Consider the following 17,693-nt stretch of genomic DNA (forward strand, 5'->3'; position numbering starts at 1 on the left):
TGTTGGACTTTGAGAGATTTGGCCGGCTCGGCAAGGCGGCCAGAAAACAGAAGGAACGGGTACAATGACTATCAACTTGCAGAAGCCGGATATCACGGAGCTGAAGCCGCGCATCACCGTCTTTGGCGTGGGTGGTGGCGGTGGCAACGCCGTCAACAACATGATCACTGCAGGCCTCCAGGGCGTCGATTTCGTCGTCGCCAACACCGATGCCCAGGCACTGACCATGACCAAGGCCGAGCGCATCATCCAGATGGGCGTCGCCGTCACCGAAGGTCTCGGCGCCGGTTCGCAGCCGGAAGTCGGCCGCGCGGCCGCCGAAGAGTGCATCGATGAGATCATCGACCACCTGAACGGCACCCACATGTGCTTCGTCACCGCCGGCATGGGCGGCGGCACCGGCACGGGTGCAGCCCCGATCGTTGCCCAGGCCGCCCGCAACAAGGGCATCCTGACGGTCGGCGTCGTCACCAAGCCGTTCCATTTCGAAGGCGCGCGCCGCATGCGCCTCGCTGACCAGGGCATTGCCGAACTGCAGAAGTCGGTCGACACCCTGATCGTCATCCCGAACCAGAACCTCTTCCGCATCGCCAACGACCGCACCACCTTTGCGGACGCCTTCGCGATGGCCGACCAGGTTCTCTATTCGGGCGTTGCCTGCATCACAGACCTCATGGTCAAGGAAGGCCTCATCAACCTCGACTTCGCCGACGTCCGCTCGGTGATGCGTGAAATGGGCCGCGCCATGATGGGTACCGGCGAAGCTTCGGGCGAAGGCCGCGCACTGGCCGCTGCCGAAGCCGCGATCGCCAACCCGCTGCTCGACGAGACCTCGATGAAGGGCGCCCAGGGCCTCCTGATCTCGATCACCGGTGGCCGCGACCTGACGCTGTTCGAACTCGACGAAGCTGCAACCCGTATTCGCGAAGAAGTCGACCCGGATGCCAACATCATCCTCGGCGCGACGTTCGACGAAGAACTCGAAGGCCTGATCCGCGTCTCGGTCGTCGCCACCGGCATCGACCGCACGGCCGCGGAGGTAGCGGGTCGTTCCGCTGACTTTCGTCCGGTAGCAGCCAAGCCGGTCGTCCGTCCCTCGGCCGCCATTCCTGCCCAGCAGTCGCAGCCGGTCGCCCAGCACCAGCCGGCCCCGGTTCACCAGCCGGTGATGCAGCAGCCGGTCGCCCAGCCGGTGCAGCAGCCGGTCCAGCAGCAGCCGTCTGTCGATCACATCGCGGCTGCGATCCGCGAAGCCGAAATGGAGCGCGAGCTCGATATCGCGACCCGCACCGCCCAGGCACAGGTCCAGGCTCCGGCTCAGCCGGCGCATGACGAGAACTTCCGTCCCCAGAGCAAGCTTTTCGCCGGTGCAGCACCGGTAGAGGCCGCTCCGGTGATGCGCCAGCCGCAGCCGCAGATGCAGCCGGTTCAGGCCCAGCCTCAGCCGCAGCCGGTCATGCGCCAGGAGCCCGTTGCTCCGGTCATGCGCCAGCAGCCGGAACAGGTTCGCATGCCGAAGGTCGAAGACTTTCCGCCAGTTGTGAAGGCCGAGATGGACCGCCGCGCCCAGCCGGCAGCCCCGATCGCGGAAGAGCGTGGCCCGATGGGTCTCCTCAACCGCATCACCAGCTCGCTTGGCCTGCGTGAGCGCGAACAGACCCCAGCGGCCGCCGACATGACGGCTTCCGCACCGACCGCTGCTTCCCAGCAGCGCCGGCCGCTCTCGCCGGAAGCGAGCCTCTATGCGCCGCGTCGCGGCCAGCTTGACGATCACGGTCGCGTTTCGCAGCAGACGCGCCCGCAAGAAGATGATCAGCTCGAAATCCCGGCGTTCCTGCGCCGTCAGTCGAACTGATTGGAAGGCCCGTTCCTTCACCTTGCCGAATGCCCGGGCAACTGCCCGGGCATTTTTGCATTTTCTTCATCATTTCAGATGTTTGATTCGATGTTGCGGACCGTCGCAAATACGTAACAAAGCGAAACGAACAGTGATTTGGAATGGTGCCTCCAAACTCCTATTTTCAGACTCGGAATTGGGGACGCATGCGATTCGATCAAGCGCTGTCTGTTCGAAACGCAGAGGATCGGATTTTGCTCCGAGACTCTCGGGCGCCTTGTTTGTGCCCTGAAGTTCGCTGCGTCCGCCAGCAGGTTTTGGCCATCGGCCACAGGTATTGAAAGTGACGAGAATGGGAATCGAATTGCTCGGGTTTCAGACGACGATTGCAAACCCGGTAACGCTGAAGGGAAATGGCGTTCACTCGGGTGCAGAAGTGTCGATCACCTTCCATCCGGCGGAAGCCGATGCGGGCATCGTTTTCCAGCGCGTTCTCGCCAATGGCCGGATCAGCGAATACAAGGCGGTTTCCTCGCAGGTCGGCAACACCGATCTCTGCACCGTTCTCGGCATGTCGCCGGCGACGTCGATTGCCACGATCGAACATGTGATGGCCGCGATCTATGCGCTCGGCCTCGACAACCTGACGGTCGAAGTTCACGGCGCCGAAATGCCGATCATGGACGGCAGCTCCGAACCCTTCATCGACGCGATCGAGCAGGTGGGCGTTCGCGCCCTTGCGGTCAAGCGTCGCTACATCCGCATCGTCAAGCCGGTGCGCATCGAATCGGGCGCGTCCTGGTCGGAGTTCACGCCCTATGACGGCATGCGCTTCGAGGTCGAGATCGACTTCGATTGCCCGCTGATCGGTCGCCAGTCCTGGAAGGGCGACATGACGCCGTCCGTCTTCAAGCGCGAACTGTCGCGCGCCCGCACCTTCGGCTTCATGCGTGATGTCGAGCGGCTCTGGGCTGCCGGCTTTGCGCTCGGCTCCTCGCTCGAAAACTCGGTCGTCATCTCCGACGACAACACCGTCATCAACGTCGAGGGCCTGCGCTACACGGACGAGTTCGTTCGTCACAAGACGCTCGATGCGGTCGGCGATCTCTCGCTCGCCGGCGCGCCGTTCATCGGCTGCTACCGTTCCTACCGCGGCGGTCACAAGATGAACGCCAACGCACTGAAGGCGCTTCTCAGCGATCCGACGGCCTACGAAGTCGTCGAAACGGCGACCCCGCGTCAGCGCACCCGCGCCCGCGACATGGTTGCAGTTGCAGTTCCGGGCTTTGCGCCCTGGTCCGCATAAACAAAAAAAGTCATCATCTCCTCCAGTCGCCGGCCGAAAGGCCGGCATTTTCATGATAGGGCCGCCACAAATTTGCATGAATCACCGATCATGACGTTGCGGTCTCAAGGTAACTTGCTCTAAAAGCGCATGTCTGGCGGGGTCCAAGCCCGCAGCGTGGAACGGGAATATCCGATGGTTCTTGCAGTTTCTGTTGATCTGAGAAAGTCAGCGCGCGTCGCCGCCGTGATCGTCGCGGCCATTGCCGGCAGCGCCCTGATTACCGCCTGCCAGAACGATCCCGATATCGACATCACCAAGTTGACGGCGGAGACGGATCCGCCGGAAGTGCTCTACAATCAGGGCCTTGCCAACCTCAACGCCGGCAAGACGACGGAAGCGTCGCGCAAGTTCGAAGCGCTCGACCGCCAGCATCCGTTCTCGGAATATGCCCGCAAGGCGCTGGTGATGAACGCCTTCGTTTCCTACCGAAACGGGCAGTACCAGGAGGCGATCAACGCCACCGGTCGTTACCTCAATCTCTATCCGCAGTCGGAAGACGCGGCCTATGCGCAGTACATCCAGGGGCTGGCCTATACCAAGCAGATCCCCGCGGTGACGCAGGACCAGAAGCCGGCGATGAGAGCGATCGAGGCCATGCAGGCCGTCGTCGATCGCTATCCGGACTCCGAATATGTCGACGACGCCAAGTCGAAGATCCGCTTTGCCCGCGACCAACTCGCCGGCAAGGAAATGCAGGTCGGTCGCTACTATCTCGAGCGCAAGGAATATCTCGCGGCCGTATCGCGCTTCCGCGTCGTCATCGAGCAGTATCCGAACACCAACCAGGTGGAGGAAGCGCTGGCGCGCCTCACCGAGGCCTATTACGCGATGGGCGTGACCCAGGAGGCGCAGACCGCTGCTGCCGTTCTCGGCCACAACTATCCGGACAGCCAGTGGTACTCCGATTCCTTCAAGCTGCTGCAGTCTGGCGGCCTGGAGCCGCGTGAAAGCGGCAACTCCTGGATATCGCGCGCTGCCAAGAACCTCATCGGCGCCTGATCCTTATCAGCGCCCGTCAAGGAAGATACGAACCCGGATGCTCGCCCAGCTTTCGATCCGCGATATCGTCCTGATTGAACGGCTTGATCTGGCTTTCGACGCCGGGCTCTCGGTGCTGACCGGTGAAACCGGCGCCGGTAAGTCCATCCTGCTCGACAGCCTGTCGCTGGCCCTTGGCGGCCGTGGCGACGGCTCGCTGGTGCGCCATGGCTCCGACAAGGGGCAGGTGACAGCGGTCTTCGACGTGCCCGTCGGTCATTCGGCGCGGCTGATGCTGCACGAAAACGGCATCGACGATGATGGCGACCTGATCTTCCGCCGCGTGCAATCCGCTGACGGCCGCACCAAGGCCTATGTCAACGACCAGCCGATCAGCGTCCAGCTGATGCGCCAGCTCGGACAGACGCTCGTCGAGATCCACGGACAGCACGACGATCGCGCGCTTGTCGACATCGACGCGCACCGCACCTTGCTCGATGCCTTCGGCGGCACCTCCGACGAGGCGCAACATGTCGGCAATCTCTATCGCGCCTGGAAGGACGCCGAGCGCGGTCTGAAGAAGCATCGCGAACGCGTCGAAGCTGCCGCGCGTGAGGCGGATTTCCTGCGTTCTTCGGTCGAGGAACTGGAAAAGCTCAGCCCGCGCGACGGCGAAGAGGACGAGCTAGCCGAGAAGCGGGCGCGAATGATGAAGTCCGAGCGCATCGCCGGCGACATCAACGAAGCCTCCGAATTCTTGAATGGCAATGGTTCGCCGGTTCCGCTGATCGCCTCGCTTGTGCGCCGGCTCGAGCGCAAGAGCCATGAGGCGCCGGGTCTGCTGGAGGAAACCGTCGAGCTTCTCGACGGGGCGCTGAACCAGCTCTCGGACGCGCAGATGGCGGTCGAGCGGGCGCTGCGCAACACCGAGTTCGACCCGAAGGAGCTGGAGCGGGTGGAAGAACGGCTGTTTGCGCTTCGTGGTGCCAGCCGCAAATATTCCGTCCCGGTCGCCGAGCTTCCGGCGCTCGCCGTGCGCATGATCTCCGATCTTGCCGATCTCGATGCCGGCGAGGAAAGACTGAAGCAGCTCGAAGGCCAGGTCGGTGTTGCCAAGGCAGCCTTCGACGCGTCGGCGCGCTCGCTCTCGGAAAAGCGGCAGCGCACGGCGTCGGCACTCTCCGCCGCCGTCATGGACGAATTGCCAGCGCTGAAGCTCGAACGTGCACGCTTCATGGTGGAAGTTCAAAGCGATGCGACGCAGGCGACGGCCGACGGCATCGATCTCGTCGAATTTCATGTCCAGACCAATCCCGGCACGCGGCCGGGGCCGATCATGAAGGTCGCCTCGGGCGGCGAGCTCTCGCGCTTTCTCTTGGCGCTGAAGGTGGCGCTTGCTGATCGCGGCTCGGCGCCGACGCTCGTCTTCGACGAAATCGACACCGGTGTCGGTGGTGCCGTGGCGGATGCCATCGGCCAGCGGCTGAAGCGGCTTTCCGGCACCGTCCAGGTGCTTTCCGTCACGCACGCGCCGCAGGTGGCGGCGCGGGCCGCAACGCATCTCCTGATCTCCAAGGGTCCCTCGGCCGAGAAGGCCGAGACGATCGCAACCCGCGTCGCCCGCATGGACGACAAGGCGCGCACCGAGGAAATCGCCCGCATGCTCGCCGGCGCCTCGATCACCGAAGAGGCGAGGGCGGCAGCGGCACGGTTGCTGGCGGGTAACGGCTAGCCACAGGCTCTTTTCTTTCGCGATGGTTGCTCTACAAAACGACTCCGAATCCGGAGTCGTCGCGCATGTCCAATGAATTGAAACCCGTCGAGAATCTCAACGAAACGGAAGCGGCCGCGGAGCTGGCCTTTCTCGCCGCCGAGCTTGCCCGTCACGATTCGCTCTATCACGGCCAGGACGCGCCGGAGATTTCGGATGCGGACTATGACGCGCTGAAACGGCGCAACGACGCGATCGAGGCGCAGTTTCCGGCGCTCATCCGCGAGGACAGCCCGTCGAGGAAGGTTGGGGCGGCACCCTCCGTCACCTTCCAGCCGGTCGTCCACGCCCGGCCGATGCTGTCGCTCGACAACACATTCTCAGACGAAGACGCCCGCGATTTCGTCGCATCGGTCTATCGCTTCCTCGGGCAGCTTCCGGACAATTCGATCGCGTTCACGGCGGAGCCGAAGATCGACGGTCTGTCGATGTCGCTGCGCTACGAGAACCGCCGTCTGGTGACGGCTGCCACGCGCGGCGACGGCACGACCGGCGAAAACGTCACTGCCAACATCCGCACTATCGGCATGATCCCGCAGACGCTGCCGGCGGGCGCGCCCGATGTGGTCGAGGTGCGCGGCGAAATCTACATGGCGAAATCGGACTTTACCGCGCTCAACGCCGAAATGGCGGCGCAGGGCAAGCCGCTCTACGTCAACCCGCGCAACACCGCTTCCGGCTCGCTGCGGCAGCTCGATGCCAAGGTGACGGCCAGCCGCAAGCTGCGCTTCTTCGCCTATGCCTGGGGCGAGATTTCGGAAATGCCGGCCGAGACGCAGATGGGCATGGTCGAGGTGTTCAAGTCCTGGGGCTTCCCGGTCAACCCGCTGATGCAGCGGCTGATCTCGGCCGACGCGCTGCTCGAACACTACCATCACATCGAGCGCGAGCGGCCGGATCTCGACTACGATATCGACGGCGTCGTCTACAAGGTTGACCGGCTCGACCTGCAGGCCCGCCTCGGCTTCCGCTCGCGTTCGCCGCGCTGGGCAACTGCGCACAAGTTCCCGGCCGAGCAGGCGTTTACGCGGCTGACGGCGATCGACATCCAGGTGGGCCGCACCGGTGCGCTGACGCCGGTGGCGCGGCTGGAGCCGATCACCGTCGGCGGCGTCGTCGTCACCAACGCGACGCTGCACAACGAGGACTACATCAAGGGGCTCGGCAATTCAGGCGAGCCGATCCGCGAGGGCCGCGATATCCGCATCGGCGACATGGTGATCGTGCAGCGCGCCGGCGACGTCATTCCGCAGATCGTCGACGTCGTCATGGACGAACGCAAGGAAGGCGCCGAGCCCTATCGCTTCCCGACCACATGCCCGGTCTGCGGCAGCCATGCGGTGCGTGACATCAACGAGAAGACCGGCAAGGTGGATGCGGTGCGCCGCTGCACCGGCGGTTTCGTCTGCCGCGCCCAGGCCGTCGAGCACTTGAAGCATTTCGTCTCGCGCAACGCCTACGACATCGAAGGCCTCGGCTCCAAGCAGATCGAGTTCTTCTTCGAAAGCGAAGACCCGACGCTCATGATCCGCACGGCGCCCGATATCTTCACGCTGGAAAAGCGCCAGGAGACGTCGCTGACCAAGCTCGAAAATATCGACGGCTTCGGCAAGGTCAGCGTGCGCAAGCTCTATGAGGCGATCAACACACGCCGCTCGATTGCACTTCATCGCTTCATCTATGCGCTCGGCATCCGCCATGTGGGCGAGACGACGGCGAAGCTGCTCGCGCGCTCCTATGGCAGCTACGAGCACTTTGGCACGGCGATGGGCGAAGCGTCGGCCTTCTCGGGCGACGCCTGGAACGAACTCAACAGCATCGACGGCATCGGCGAGGTCGTCGCCCGCGCCATCGTCGAGTTCTACAAGGAGCCGCGTAACCTCGAAGTGGTCACGCGTCTGCTGTCCGAGGTGACGCCGGAGGCGGCGGAAGCACCGGTTGCAAGCGACAGCCCGGTCGCCGGCAAGACGGTGGTCTTCACCGGTTCGCTCGAAAAGATGACGCGCGACGAGGCCAAGGCCAAGGCGGAAAGCCTCGGCGCCAAGGTGGCAGGCTCCGTGTCGAAGAAGACCGATATCGTCGTTGCGGGTCCGGGTGCCGGCTCCAAGCTCGACAAGGCCCGCGAACTCGGCGTCGAGACCATGGACGAGGACGAGTGGCTGGCGCTGATCGGCGGGTAGGGGCTTTCTTGGTGTTCGGGGGGAAAGCAGAGAGATGTCTGACTTCCTAGAGTTCGTTCTGGCCAAGGGGCCGGAAGGCCGCATCACACATGATGATGTGGTTCGGTGGGCAGGCGCTTTGGACAACTGGGAGTTCTACAACGCCGCTGCTGTCGAAATCGCAAGGAAATACCATCACGGCGCGCTGACCTATAGCTTCTGCGACGGCGTCATGAACGATCTCTGGCGCGCGGTGCAGGCGGGCTTCACAGCCGGCCGCAATGCGCTGCCTGAGCCTTTTTACGTCGTTTATGAAGCGTTCGATGCCGGGGAGTACCACCGGGCAGAAGACGGGAGCGATGACCCGATTGCCGACCTTACCGATCCGCTCATCGCGGAGTTGGTGGCGCGCCTCGGCCCCTAGCAGCAGGGTATGGTTGGCTATCGACACAAAGCAATCGGCCCGGGCTTGGGAAGGCTCGGGCCGATTGTCTTAACGTTCTCTTGAATTGGGCCATCAGCCCTGCTGCTGCGCCGCTTCCTGGTCCATCCACATGAACTCCCAGACGTGGCCGTCGAGGTCCTGGAAGGAGATGCCGTACATGAAGCCGTAGTCGATCGCCGGCTTCCAGGGCTTGGCGCCAGCGGCGAGCGCCTTGGCGAGCATGTCGTCGACTTCGGCGCGGCTCCCGGCCGAAAGGGCGGTGATGACTTCGGTTCCCTTCCGGGCGTCGCTGATCTCGCCGGTGATGAAGTCACGGAACTTCGGCTCGGTCAAAAGCATGACGAAGATATTGTCCGAGATCACCGTGCAGGCGGCGGTGTCATCGGAGAACTGCTCGTTGAAGGTGAAGCCGAGGGCAGCGAAGAACGCGCGCGAGGCCTTCAGATCCTTGACCGGCAGGTTTACGAAAATCATGCGCATGAAATGCTCCTTGGGAATGGATTTTGTGTCTACGGACTAAGGACGAATGCCGATCGACGATTCCGACACCGGCTCAAACATTTTTTTAGCTGGAGAGATGTGGGGCGCAACCCCGGGTTTTCAACAGCAATTGCGGGTCGTGCGGAGGAGCCGGTCTTGCCGCCATTACCCCCGATACCGCAGCGCCTCCACCAGCACAGCAAAGGCCGGTGAGGACTGGCGGCGGCTGGGGTAATAGAGGTGGTAGCCGGGGAACGGGTCGCACCAGTCTTCGAGCACGCGGATGAGGCGACCTTCGGCGATGTGGGTGAGGGCCGATTCCTCCGGAACGAAGGCAAGGCCGAAGCCGGCGAGGCAGGCGGTAAGCCGGTGCGCCAGCCGGCTGAAGACGAGCTGTCCGTCGACGCGGACTTTTAGCTCGCGGCCGTCCTTTTCGAACTCCCAGGCATAGATGCCGCCGTAGGTCGGAAGCCTCAGGTTGATGCAGCGGTGCTGGGTCAGGTCCTGAGGGACGACGGGCTTCGGATGCTTTTCGAAATAGCTGGGCGCGCCGACGACCGCCATGCGCATGTCCGGCCCGATGCGCACGGCGATCATGTCCTTGGCGACCTGCTCGCCAAGCCGGACACCGGCTTCGTAGCGTTCGGCGACGATATCGGTGAGGCCGTAGTCGATGACGATCTCGACCTTGATATCGGGATAATCGGGCAGAAGCTTTTCGAGCTTCGGCCAGAGCACGGTCTCTGCCGCGTGCTCGGCAGTGGTGATGCGCACCGTGCCTGCGGGTTTGTCCCTCACGTCGCTCAAGGCGGTGAGCTCGGTTTCCAACTGCTCGAAGTGCGGGACGAGGGTGGCAAGCAGCCGCTCGCCGGCCTCGGTCGGGGAGACGCTGCGCGTGGTGCGGGTGAGCAGGCGCACGCCAAGCCGTGCTTCGAGCGCCCGCATGGTGTGGCTGAGCGCCGATTGCGAAACGCCGAGCTGGGCGGCGGCCCTTGTGAAGCTGCGCTCGCGCGCCACCGCCGCGAAGGCGATCAGGTCATTGATGTTCTCGCGCAGCATTCATGAATCTCTCTCATAGGTCCATGCCGTTTATACCATCTAATTGTTGGCGGCGGCCATCGCTAGATTGTGCACAGCAACAGAACGGGCGGCGGGTCGTCCGGTTCGCCAAGGAGAAGACCTCATGGAGATCAAGAGAAGCGGTTCGCAGCCTTCGGCCCGGGGGACAGAGGACTGGTTCAGCGGCACCGTGCGCATCGACCCGTTGTTTGCCGTGCGCGAGCCGGCGCGCACTGCCGGCAATGCCGTCACCTTCGAGCCCGGCGCCCGCACGGCCTGGCATACGCATCCGCTCGGCCAGGTCCTGATCGTCGTTTCCGGCTGCGGCCGGGTGCAGCGGGAGGGCGGGCCAATCGAGGAGATCCGGCCGGGCGATGTCGTCTGGTTCGAGCCCGGCGAGAAGCACTGGCACGGGGCGGCACCGACGACCGCCCTGACCCATATCGCCATCCAGGAGACGCTCGACGGCAAGGCGGTCGACTGGATGGAAAAGGTGACGGACGCGCAATACGGCGCTGCGGGGGCGGAGTAGGCACGACGATGGACGTCACGTCGATGAAACACCTTTCAGCCCGCAAGACGGCGGTGCTGGCGATCGTCATCGTCAGCTACCTGATGATCGTGCTCGATATCTCGATCGTGATCACCGGCCTGCCGAAGATTCGCGACGAGCTGCAGTTCAGCGACGCCGGGCTTTCCTGGGTGCACAGCGCCTATACGCTCGCCTTTGGCGGCTTCCTGCTGCTGGGCGCGCGGGCGGGCGACATTCTCGGCCGGCGTCGGCTGTTCATTGCCGGGCTTGCCATCTTCACAGCGGCCTCCGTCGTGATCGGGCTGGCACCGTCGCCGGAATGGCTGCTTGGCGCGCGCGCCGTGCAAGGCTTCGGCTCGGCGATCCTGGCGCCGGCGACGTTGGCGCTGATCCAGACGCATTTTTCCGAGGGACCTGAACGCACGCGGGCGGTCGCCTATTACAGTTCGGTCGCCGGCATCGGCGCGAGCTTCGGCATGGTGCTCGGCGGTCTGCTTGCCGGTTGGCTCAGCTGGCGGGTCGGCTTCTTCATCAACCTGCCGATCGGCATCGCCCTGATGCTCGCGGCGCACAAGTACGTCGGCGAAACGGAACGGCGCACGGGTGAATTCGACCTTGCGGGCGCCGTAAGCTCGACGCTCGGCATGACGGCGCTGGTCTATGGCATCGTCCGTTCGGCGGAGGAGGGGGCGTACGATCCGCTGACGCTCGCAGCGCTTGCCATGGGTCTTCTGCTTCTTGCGCTCTTCGTGGTCAACGAGCATCGCGCCCGGCAGCCGATCATGCCGCTCCGGCTCTTTGCCAACCGCGAGAGGGTCGGCGCCTATCTGGCGCGTGTCCTGTTCCTCGCCGCGATGATCGGGTTCTTTTTCTTCTTCACCCAGTATCTGCAAGGTGTTCGGCACTTCGACCCGCTTGCCTCCGGCCTTGCCTTCATTCCGGCAACATCAGTCAATTTCGTTGCGGCGATCTTGGTTCCAAGGCTTAGCCCACGTTTCGGCAACCGCCGCCTGCTTGCCTTTGGCCTGATCTCCGCGCTGATCGGCATGGTCTCTATCAGCCAGATCTCGGCCGACACGTCCTTTCTCTTCGGCATGGCGCCGCCCTTGATGCTGATCGGGCTTGGCCAGGGCTTCACTCTGAGCCCGCTGACGGTCGCCGGCATTGCCGGTATCGCTCCCGGTGACGCGGGGGCGGCGGGCGGTGTGGTCAATGTCGCCCACCAGCTCGGCAACTCGCTCGGTCTCAGCGTGCTGGTCGCTGTCGCAGCACTCGGTGCCGATGGGCTTGATGGCAGCGCTCTGCTTGCCCATCGGGTCGATAATGTTCTCATCGGTTGCACGGTCCTGCTGGCGCTGGCGCTTGCCGTCGTCGCGCTGATCGTGCGGCCGCACAATGCAAAGCGGGTGGAGCGTCCGGCGATCGGACGGTCCGTTGCCTGCCAGAATTGCCGCTCGGTTTCCCCAGACCTCGCGGCCTGATCAAGGAGCAAGACAATGCAGAAACGTAGGCTAGGAAAAAGCGATCTCGAAGTCTCGGCCATCGGCTTTGGCTGCATGGGCCTCAGCTACGGTTATGGCCCGGCAACGGAGCGCAGTGAGGCGATCAGGCTGATCCGCGCGGCGCACGAACGCGGCGTGACCTTCTTCGACAGCGCCGAAGCCTATACCGGTAACGAGGATCTGGTCGGTGAGGCGCTGGCCCCGTTCCGCGGTGAGGTGGTGATCGCCACCAAGTTCGGCTTCGTCAACGGCGATGTCAGCCAGGGCATGGACAGCCGGCCGCAGCGCATCCGCGAGGTCGCCGAGACGGCATTGAAGCGTTTACGGACCGACCGCATCGACCTCTTCTACCAGCACCGCGTCGATCCCAATGTGCCGATTGAGGACGTCGCAGGCACGGTGAAAAAGCTGATCGCGGAAGGCAAGGTCGGCCATTTCGGCCTGTCGGAGGCGGGCGCCGATTCGGTCCGCCGGGCGCATGCGGTTCAGCCGGTGACGGCGCTGCAGAGCGAATATTCGCTCTGGTGGCGGGAGCCGGAAACCGAAATCCTGCCGCTCCTCGAAGAGCTCGGCATCGGCTTTGTGCCCTTCAGTCCGCTTGGCAAGGGATTTTTGACAGGCGCGATCAACCAGAACACGACCTTCGACCAAAGCGATTTTCGCACGATCGTGCCGCGATTTTCGCCGGAGGCGCGCAGAGCCAATCAGGCGCTGGTTGATCTCTTGGGCGTGATTGCCGAGGCCAAGGGTGTGACGAAAGCGCAGATCGCGCTTTCCTGGCTGCTAGCGCAAAAGCCATGGATCGCGCCCATTCCCGGCACGACAAAGCTGCATCGGCTCGAGGAAAACCTCGGCGCTGCCGATGTCATTCTGACGGCCGAAGAGCTTGGCGACATCCAGGCGGCGCTCTCCGCCGTCGAGGTGCAGGGCGCGCGCTATCCGCAGCATCTGCAGCAGCGCGTTGGGAAGTAGGCGAACTCGACAGATATCCTTCCATCAGGCGCGTACTCTAGAGCGCCGCGCGTCTTCTCAGACACGCAAAGGCCGCTGTAGCACTTTGATTTTCTGTATGTTTTTGTCCTTTCGTCGACCGCGGCTAAGGGAAACATGCAGTAGCCTGCGCGCCTGATAGGCTTTCCGTTGACTGCAGCTTCCGGCACGATCGGGGAATCGAATGGCGGGAGGAACGCATGCGCTTGAACCAGGTGACTGTCACCATGCCGGACCTCGATGCCGGCTGGGATTTCTATCGCCGCCTCGGGCTCACGCCTATCGTCGACGCCCGGCCGCATTATGTTCGGTTTCTCTGCCCGGTTGGGGAGGCAACCTTTTCCCTGCACGAGGGAAACGCGACCGGCGGTGGCACGACCGTCTATTTCGAATGCGACGATCTGGATGTGACCGTCAACCGGCTGACCGAGGCCGGCATCGTCTTTGCGCGTGCGCCTGAGGACAAGAGCTGGCGGTGGCGAGAAGCCGAGCTTTTCGATCCTGGTGGCAATCGCATCGTGCTCTATTTCGCAGGCACGAACCGGATCGATCCGCCCTGGCGATTGCCGTAAGACGCAGCGGTCAGATGACGGCGTCCTCAAAAAAGCGCTTCGCGCGTTGCCGGTTAGCTCAGCGTGCACACACCATTGGCGCCGCCCTTGCCGGTGTAGGAGACGCTGGGTGAGCCGTCGGGATTGATGCTGAGTGAGATGGTGACGCCGGCACCGTGCGCCTCGTAATAGTTCTCGTTGAACACCTTGAGCTTGGCTTCCTTGCCATTGATGTAGACCGGGCCGCCTTCATCGGCATGGACCTCGATCTTGTCGGGGCAGGTGGCGTTGACGAGCGGGATCTTCGCTTCCGCCGCACCGGCGAAGGCCAGCGTCGGGAGAGCAATACCAAGAATGCGCAAGCCGGCTTTCATGTCGCTCTCCAGCGTGGGTTGCAGTGGCGTCGATGGCCAACCGTGACGGGCTGCCGATGGAAGTCAAGCGCGGCCGAGCGTCATCAACCTGTCATCAATCCGATTGTTTTTTTGCGCTGCACAAGATAGAGGATTGCAGCCGAATTTTGTGCAAATGCCTTTTCGCGGAGCAGGGTCGTCGCCAGTCCCGAAGGCAGCGCGCCAGCACCCTTAAGGGCAGGGCGCCGGCGCGGATTGGAGGGTCCGGACATGAAGACTTTCACCACGATTGCCGAACTGCGTGCAGCAATTGCCGAACATCGCCGGGCAGGCAAATCGGTCGGTTTCGTGCCGACCATGGGCTACCTGCATGTCGGCCATATGGAGCTGATGCGCCGCGCGCGTGAGGAAAACGACATCGTCGTCGCCAGCATCTTCGTCAATCCGCTGCAGTTCGGTGCAAATGAGGACCTTTCCAAGTACCCGCGCGATCTCGCCCGCGATCAGGCGATGCTGGACGAAGGCAAGGTCGACTATCTCTTTGCGCCCGGTGTTGCCGACATGTATCCGCGGCCGATGGAAACCGTCGTCGATGTGCCGACGCTTGGCAGCGAGCTTGAGGGCTCGGTTCGTCCCGGCCATTTCGCCGGCGTTGCCACCGTCGTCACCAAGCTCTTCAACATCGTCCAGCCGGACCGCGCCTATTTCGGCGAGAAGGATTTCCAGCAGCTGCAGATCATCCGCCGCATGGTCGCTGATCTCGCCCAGCCGGTGACCGTCATCGGCGTGCCGACAGTGCGCGAGGCCGACGGGCTCGCCTGTTCGTCGCGCAATGTCTATCTGTCGGCCGAGGAGCGCCGCGCCGCGGCGATCGTGCCGAAGGCGCTGGACGAGGCGCAGCGCCTGGTGGCGTCGGGCGTCAGCGACGTGGCGGCGCTCGAAAATGCCGTCACCGAATTTCTGTCGAGCGAGCCGCTGGCCAGGCCAGAGGTCGTGGCGGTGCGGGATCCGGAGACGCTGGAGACGATCGAAACGATCGGCGACAAGCCGGTGCTGCTTTTGCTCTTCGTTCGCTTCGGCACGACGAAGCTGCTCGACAACCGCGTGATCGCCCTGAAATCCGCGTCATTTGCAAAGGTTGCCTGACATGAGCGTCCAGACCGCCAAGCGCCGGCTCAGCCCCGCCAACATCGAAGCGCTGAAAGGCGAGCGTCCGATCGTCAGCCTCACGGCCTATACGACGCCGATCGCAAGGCTGCTCGATCCGCATGTGGATTTCCTCCTGGTCGGCGATTCCGTCGGCATGGTGCTTTACGGCCTCGACACCACGGTTGGCGTAACGCTGGAGATGATGATCGCTCATGGCCAGGCGGTCATGCGTGGCTCGGAGCGCGCCTGCGTCGTTATCGACATGCCCTTCGGCTCCTATCAGGAATCGAAGGAGCAGGCGTTCCGCAGTGCGGCGCGCATCCTGAAGGAAACCGGCTGCAGCGCGGTGAAGCTCGAAGGCGGCGCCGAGATGGCCGAGACGGTCGAGTTCCTCGTCAGCCGCGGTATTCCGGTGCTCGGCCATGTCGGGTTGATGCCGCAGCTCGTCAACACGACGGGCGGCTATCGCTCGGTCGGCCGCAACGACAAGGAAGTGGCGAAGATCCGCCGCGACGCCAAGGCGATCGACGATGCCGGCGCCTTTGGCATCGTGATCGAGGGCACGGTCGAGCCGGTGGCGCGCGACATCACCGCGGAACTGCGCTCGCCGACGATCGGCATCGGCGCATCGCCCGCCTGCGACGGCCAGATCCTCGTCTCCGACGACATGCTCGGCCTTTTCAACGATTTCAAGCCGCGCTTCGTCAAACACTTCGCCGAGCTCGCGCCGGCGATCTCTAGGGCTGCCGAGGATTACGCGGCCGAGGTGAAGGCGCGCACCTTCCCGGGCATCGAGCACACGTTCCAGGTCAAGAAGTAGGACGCCCGTCCGGCACGGGCCCGTGAAACTGATAGACAAGATGCACCGGTTTTCCCGATCGGTGCGCCTTTTGTTCAAGCCTCGTTCGCCAAGGCATCATAAAATTCAATCAATGTATCAGCGCATTTGAATTGTTGCCGGGGGCGCAAGCGCCTATCAGTCCGGCACCGGCCGCATGGCGCTTTCATCGCCTTGGCCGGCGGAGGTTTCCATGACAAAAGACGAATTCTGGGAAGGCGTGCGTGGCGGCTTTCCCATCATGCTGGCGGCGTCGCCCTTCGGCGCACTGTTCGGGGCGCTTGCGGTCGACAACGGCTTTACCATTGCCGATGCGGTGTTCATGAGCGCGACCGTTTATGCCGGCGCCAGCCAGATGGTCGGCATCGAGCTTTTCGGCAATCACGTCCAGCCCTGGTTGGTCGTGCTCTCGGTCTTTGCGGTCAACTTCCGCCACGTGCTCTATTCGGCCTCGATCGCCAAATATGTCCGGCACTTCACCTTCGGGCAGAAATTCCTGGCCTTCTTCCTGCTGGTCGATCCGCAATATGCCGAGACGGAGAAGCGCGGCGAGCGCGGCCTGCCGATCAGCTTTTCCTGGTATCTCGGCTTCGGCCTGGTGATCTACATTCCCTGGATCATCAACACGCTGGTCGGGGCGATCTTCGGGCAGATGATCGGTGATCCCAAGGCGATCGGCCTCGATGTGCTGCTGCCGGTCTACTTCATGGGGCTGGTCATGGGCTTCCGTAAGCGCGACCGGTTCCTGCCGATCGTCACCGTCTCGGCGCTTGCCTCGGTTGCGGGCATGCATTTCGTCGGCTCGCCCTGGCATGTGAGCATCGGGGCGCTCGCCGGCATCGTGCTTGCCGCCTGCCTGCCGCCGAGCGGGACGGCTGCCGCACCGACCGGCGTCGAGAAGGAGGCCTGAGCATGGACCCGCAACACCTCAACCTCATCTACCTGATCATTGCGGCTGCGGTCGCGACCTTCCTGACACGTGTCGGCGGCTACATCCTCATCACCCAGATGAAGCAGATCCCGCCACGGCTGGAAGCGGCGCTCAACGCCGTCCCGGCGGCGGTCCTGACGACGCTGGTGGCGCCGGCCTTCGTCTATGGCGGGCTCGACGTGACGATCGCCATGTTCGTCGCCTTCGCCATCGCGCTCGGCCTCAACCTGTCGACCCTGCGCATGCTCGTCATCGGCTGGGTGGTGGTGATGCTGATCCGGCATGTGGTGATGTAGGTCAGCCGTCCGCGACACCCGTTTTAATTGGCGGCGAAGGGCAGCTGGATTATCATTCTTCGGTTGCCGGAGAGGCACGACAAAGCCGCACGCGCCATCTGCGCTGCCTCTGCAAGGCGCGGCCTCCCGGCGGTGGAGGAGCGACCATGTTAACCAGGATCTCGATTGCCCTTTTGCTGGCGCTCGCGCCGGCAACCGCCTTAGCCAATCAATGCCCGACCATGATGGCTGCGATCGATGCGGCGATGCCGACTGCGAACCTATCCGAGGCCGACATGGCCAAGGTCAAAGAGTTGCGTGCCAAGGGCGAGGAACAACACAAGGCCGGTGATCACCCTGCCTCGGAGGCGACGCTCGGCGAAGCGAAGAAGCTGTTGGGAATCTAAGTGCAGAGGCCGGGTTCTCCGGCCCATTGCCGCCCCTTGAGCCTCGTAGCAAACAAGCGGCTGCGGGCGCGCAATGCCTGTTGCCTGG

At 63.6% G+C, this 17,693-nt stretch carries 18 protein-coding genes; 15 read left to right on the forward strand and 3 right to left on the reverse strand.

The genetic code is table 11. The features are described from left to right. Positions 1-64 precede the first annotated feature (64 nt). The 6 genes from ftsZ (at position 65) to ASE60_RS23510 (ending at position 8,517) form a co-directional block, all read left to right on the forward strand. The gene (gene ftsZ, locus ASE60_RS23485; RefSeq protein ID WP_057253487.1) at positions 65-1,855 is read left to right on the forward strand and encodes a cell division protein FtsZ; all 1,791 of its coding nucleotides are present in this window, start codon (positions 65-67) and stop codon (positions 1,853-1,855) included. A 334-nt stretch (positions 1,856-2,189) separates the two neighbouring features. Beyond that, positions 2,190-3,143 (forward strand): UDP-3-O-acyl-N-acetylglucosamine deacetylase, encoded by a 954-nt coding sequence (gene lpxC / locus ASE60_RS23490; protein ID WP_057253488.1) that lies wholly within the window; start codon positions 2,190-2,192, stop codon positions 3,141-3,143. Between the two features lie 174 nt (positions 3,144-3,317). Beyond that, complete coding sequence (locus ASE60_RS23495) at positions 3,318-4,184, forward strand: outer membrane protein assembly factor BamD (protein WP_057253491.1); 867 nt, start codon at positions 3,318-3,320, stop codon at positions 4,182-4,184. A 37-nt stretch (positions 4,185-4,221) separates the two neighbouring features. Continuing rightward, positions 4,222-5,895: a DNA repair protein RecN gene (recN, locus tag ASE60_RS23500; protein ID WP_057253493.1), complete on the forward strand. Its 1,674-nt coding sequence runs from the start codon at positions 4,222-4,224 to the stop codon at positions 5,893-5,895. Positions 5,896-5,960: 65 nt separating this feature from the next. Continuing rightward, on the forward strand, positions 5,961-8,114 hold the full coding sequence (ligA, locus tag ASE60_RS23505; protein ID WP_057253495.1) for an NAD-dependent DNA ligase LigA: 2,154 nt from the start codon (positions 5,961-5,963) through the stop codon (positions 8,112-8,114). Positions 8,115-8,148: 34 nt separating this feature from the next. After that, on the forward strand, positions 8,149-8,517 hold the full coding sequence (locus ASE60_RS23510; RefSeq protein ID WP_057253497.1) for a hypothetical protein: 369 nt from the start codon (positions 8,149-8,151) through the stop codon (positions 8,515-8,517). 93 nt (positions 8,518-8,610) lie between these two features. On the opposite strand, the gene ASE60_RS23515 is transcribed toward ASE60_RS23510, so the two are convergent. Together ASE60_RS23515 and ASE60_RS23520 are read right to left on the reverse strand one after the other, a co-directional pair. Next, positions 8,611-9,018 carry a VOC family protein gene (locus ASE60_RS23515; protein WP_057253499.1) on the reverse strand — a complete coding sequence of 136 codons (408 nt, stop codon included), beginning with the start codon at positions 9,016-9,018 and terminating at the stop codon, positions 8,611-8,613. Positions 9,019-9,183: 165 nt separating this feature from the next. Further along, positions 9,184-10,077 carry a LysR family transcriptional regulator gene (locus ASE60_RS23520; protein WP_057253500.1) on the reverse strand — a complete coding sequence of 298 codons (894 nt, stop codon included), beginning with the start codon at positions 10,075-10,077 and terminating at the stop codon, positions 9,184-9,186. Positions 10,078-10,201: 124 nt separating this feature from the next. On the opposite strand from ASE60_RS23520, the gene ASE60_RS23525 reads away from it, so the two are divergent. The 4 genes from ASE60_RS23525 to ASE60_RS23540 all read left to right on the forward strand — a co-directional run bounded on the left by ASE60_RS23525 (position 10,202) and on the right by ASE60_RS23540 (position 13,673). Further along, positions 10,202-10,609, forward strand: a complete 408-nt coding sequence (locus tag ASE60_RS23525; RefSeq protein ID WP_057253502.1) for a cupin domain-containing protein — start codon at positions 10,202-10,204, stop codon at positions 10,607-10,609. 23 nt (positions 10,610-10,632) lie between these two features. Beyond that, the gene (locus tag ASE60_RS23530; RefSeq protein ID WP_200964197.1) at positions 10,633-12,090 is read left to right on the forward strand and encodes an MFS transporter; all 1,458 of its coding nucleotides are present in this window, start codon (positions 10,633-10,635) and stop codon (positions 12,088-12,090) included. A 15-nt stretch (positions 12,091-12,105) separates the two neighbouring features. Next, positions 12,106-13,083, forward strand: coding sequence for an aldo/keto reductase (locus ASE60_RS23535; protein WP_057253505.1), 978 nt, complete (start codon positions 12,106-12,108; stop codon positions 13,081-13,083). Positions 13,084-13,301: 218 nt separating this feature from the next. Continuing rightward, entirely contained in the window at positions 13,302-13,673 is a 372-nt protein-coding gene (locus tag ASE60_RS23540) for a glyoxalase/bleomycin resistance/extradiol dioxygenase family protein (protein ID WP_057253507.1), read from the forward strand. Positions 13,674-13,726: 53 nt separating this feature from the next. Here ASE60_RS23540 and ASE60_RS23545 read toward each other — a convergent pair whose 3' ends face one another. Next, complete coding sequence (locus ASE60_RS23545) at positions 13,727-14,026, reverse strand: hypothetical protein (protein WP_200964198.1); 300 nt, start codon at positions 14,024-14,026, stop codon at positions 13,727-13,729. 249 nt (positions 14,027-14,275) lie between these two features. On the opposite strand from ASE60_RS23545, the gene panC reads away from it, so the two are divergent. The 5 genes from panC to ASE60_RS23570 all read left to right on the forward strand — a co-directional run bounded on the left by panC (position 14,276) and on the right by ASE60_RS23570 (position 17,605). Then, the gene (gene panC, locus ASE60_RS23550) at positions 14,276-15,151 is read left to right on the forward strand and encodes a pantoate--beta-alanine ligase (RefSeq protein WP_057253509.1); all 876 of its coding nucleotides are present in this window, start codon (positions 14,276-14,278) and stop codon (positions 15,149-15,151) included. Between the two features lies 1 nt (position 15,152). Continuing rightward, the gene (gene panB / locus ASE60_RS23555) at positions 15,153-15,974 is read left to right on the forward strand and encodes a 3-methyl-2-oxobutanoate hydroxymethyltransferase (RefSeq protein ID WP_057253510.1); all 822 of its coding nucleotides are present in this window, start codon (positions 15,153-15,155) and stop codon (positions 15,972-15,974) included. 211 nt (positions 15,975-16,185) lie between these two features. Next, complete coding sequence (locus ASE60_RS23560) at positions 16,186-16,902, forward strand: AzlC family ABC transporter permease (RefSeq protein ID WP_057253512.1); 717 nt, start codon at positions 16,186-16,188, stop codon at positions 16,900-16,902. 2 nt (positions 16,903-16,904) lie between these two features. Then, on the forward strand, positions 16,905-17,219 hold the full coding sequence (locus ASE60_RS23565; RefSeq protein WP_057253515.1) for an AzlD family protein: 315 nt from the start codon (positions 16,905-16,907) through the stop codon (positions 17,217-17,219). A 146-nt stretch (positions 17,220-17,365) separates the two neighbouring features. Next, positions 17,366-17,605, forward strand: a complete 240-nt coding sequence (locus ASE60_RS23570; protein WP_057253516.1) for a hypothetical protein — start codon at positions 17,366-17,368, stop codon at positions 17,603-17,605. Positions 17,606-17,693 lie beyond the last annotated feature (88 nt).

Origin of the sequence: Ensifer sp. Root278 (assembly GCF_001429285.1) — a bacterium.
Taxonomy (GTDB): Bacteria; Pseudomonadota; Alphaproteobacteria; order Rhizobiales; family Rhizobiaceae; genus Ensifer.

Coding starts and splice junctions, on each gene's coding strand:
- ftsZ (WP_057253487.1), top strand. CDS start 65: ATGACTATCAACTTGCAGAAGCCGGATATCACGGAGCTGAAGCCGCGC.
- lpxC (WP_057253488.1), top strand. CDS start 2,190: ATGGGAATCGAATTGCTCGGGTTTCAGACGACGATTGCAAACCCGGTA.
- ASE60_RS23495 (WP_057253491.1), top strand. CDS start 3,318: ATGGTTCTTGCAGTTTCTGTTGATCTGAGAAAGTCAGCGCGCGTCGCC.
- recN (WP_057253493.1), top strand. CDS start 4,222: ATGCTCGCCCAGCTTTCGATCCGCGATATCGTCCTGATTGAACGGCTT.
- ligA (WP_057253495.1), top strand. CDS start 5,961: ATGTCCAATGAATTGAAACCCGTCGAGAATCTCAACGAAACGGAAGCG.
- ASE60_RS23510 (WP_057253497.1), top strand. CDS start 8,149: ATGTCTGACTTCCTAGAGTTCGTTCTGGCCAAGGGGCCGGAAGGCCGC.
- ASE60_RS23515 (WP_057253499.1), bottom strand. CDS start 9,018: ATGCGCATGATTTTCGTAAACCTGCCGGTCAAGGATCTGAAGGCCTCG.
- ASE60_RS23520 (WP_057253500.1), bottom strand. CDS start 10,077: ATGCTGCGCGAGAACATCAATGACCTGATCGCCTTCGCGGCGGTGGCG.
- ASE60_RS23525 (WP_057253502.1), top strand. CDS start 10,202: ATGGAGATCAAGAGAAGCGGTTCGCAGCCTTCGGCCCGGGGGACAGAG.
- ASE60_RS23530 (WP_200964197.1), top strand. CDS start 10,633: ATGAAACACCTTTCAGCCCGCAAGACGGCGGTGCTGGCGATCGTCATC.
- ASE60_RS23535 (WP_057253505.1), top strand. CDS start 12,106: ATGCAGAAACGTAGGCTAGGAAAAAGCGATCTCGAAGTCTCGGCCATC.
- ASE60_RS23540 (WP_057253507.1), top strand. CDS start 13,302: ATGCGCTTGAACCAGGTGACTGTCACCATGCCGGACCTCGATGCCGGC.
- ASE60_RS23545 (WP_200964198.1), bottom strand. CDS start 14,026: ATGAAAGCCGGCTTGCGCATTCTTGGTATTGCTCTCCCGACGCTGGCC.
- panC (WP_057253509.1), top strand. CDS start 14,276: ATGAAGACTTTCACCACGATTGCCGAACTGCGTGCAGCAATTGCCGAA.
- panB (WP_057253510.1), top strand. CDS start 15,153: ATGAGCGTCCAGACCGCCAAGCGCCGGCTCAGCCCCGCCAACATCGAA.
- ASE60_RS23560 (WP_057253512.1), top strand. CDS start 16,186: ATGACAAAAGACGAATTCTGGGAAGGCGTGCGTGGCGGCTTTCCCATC.
- ASE60_RS23565 (WP_057253515.1), top strand. CDS start 16,905: ATGGACCCGCAACACCTCAACCTCATCTACCTGATCATTGCGGCTGCG.
- ASE60_RS23570 (WP_057253516.1), top strand. CDS start 17,366: ATGTTAACCAGGATCTCGATTGCCCTTTTGCTGGCGCTCGCGCCGGCA.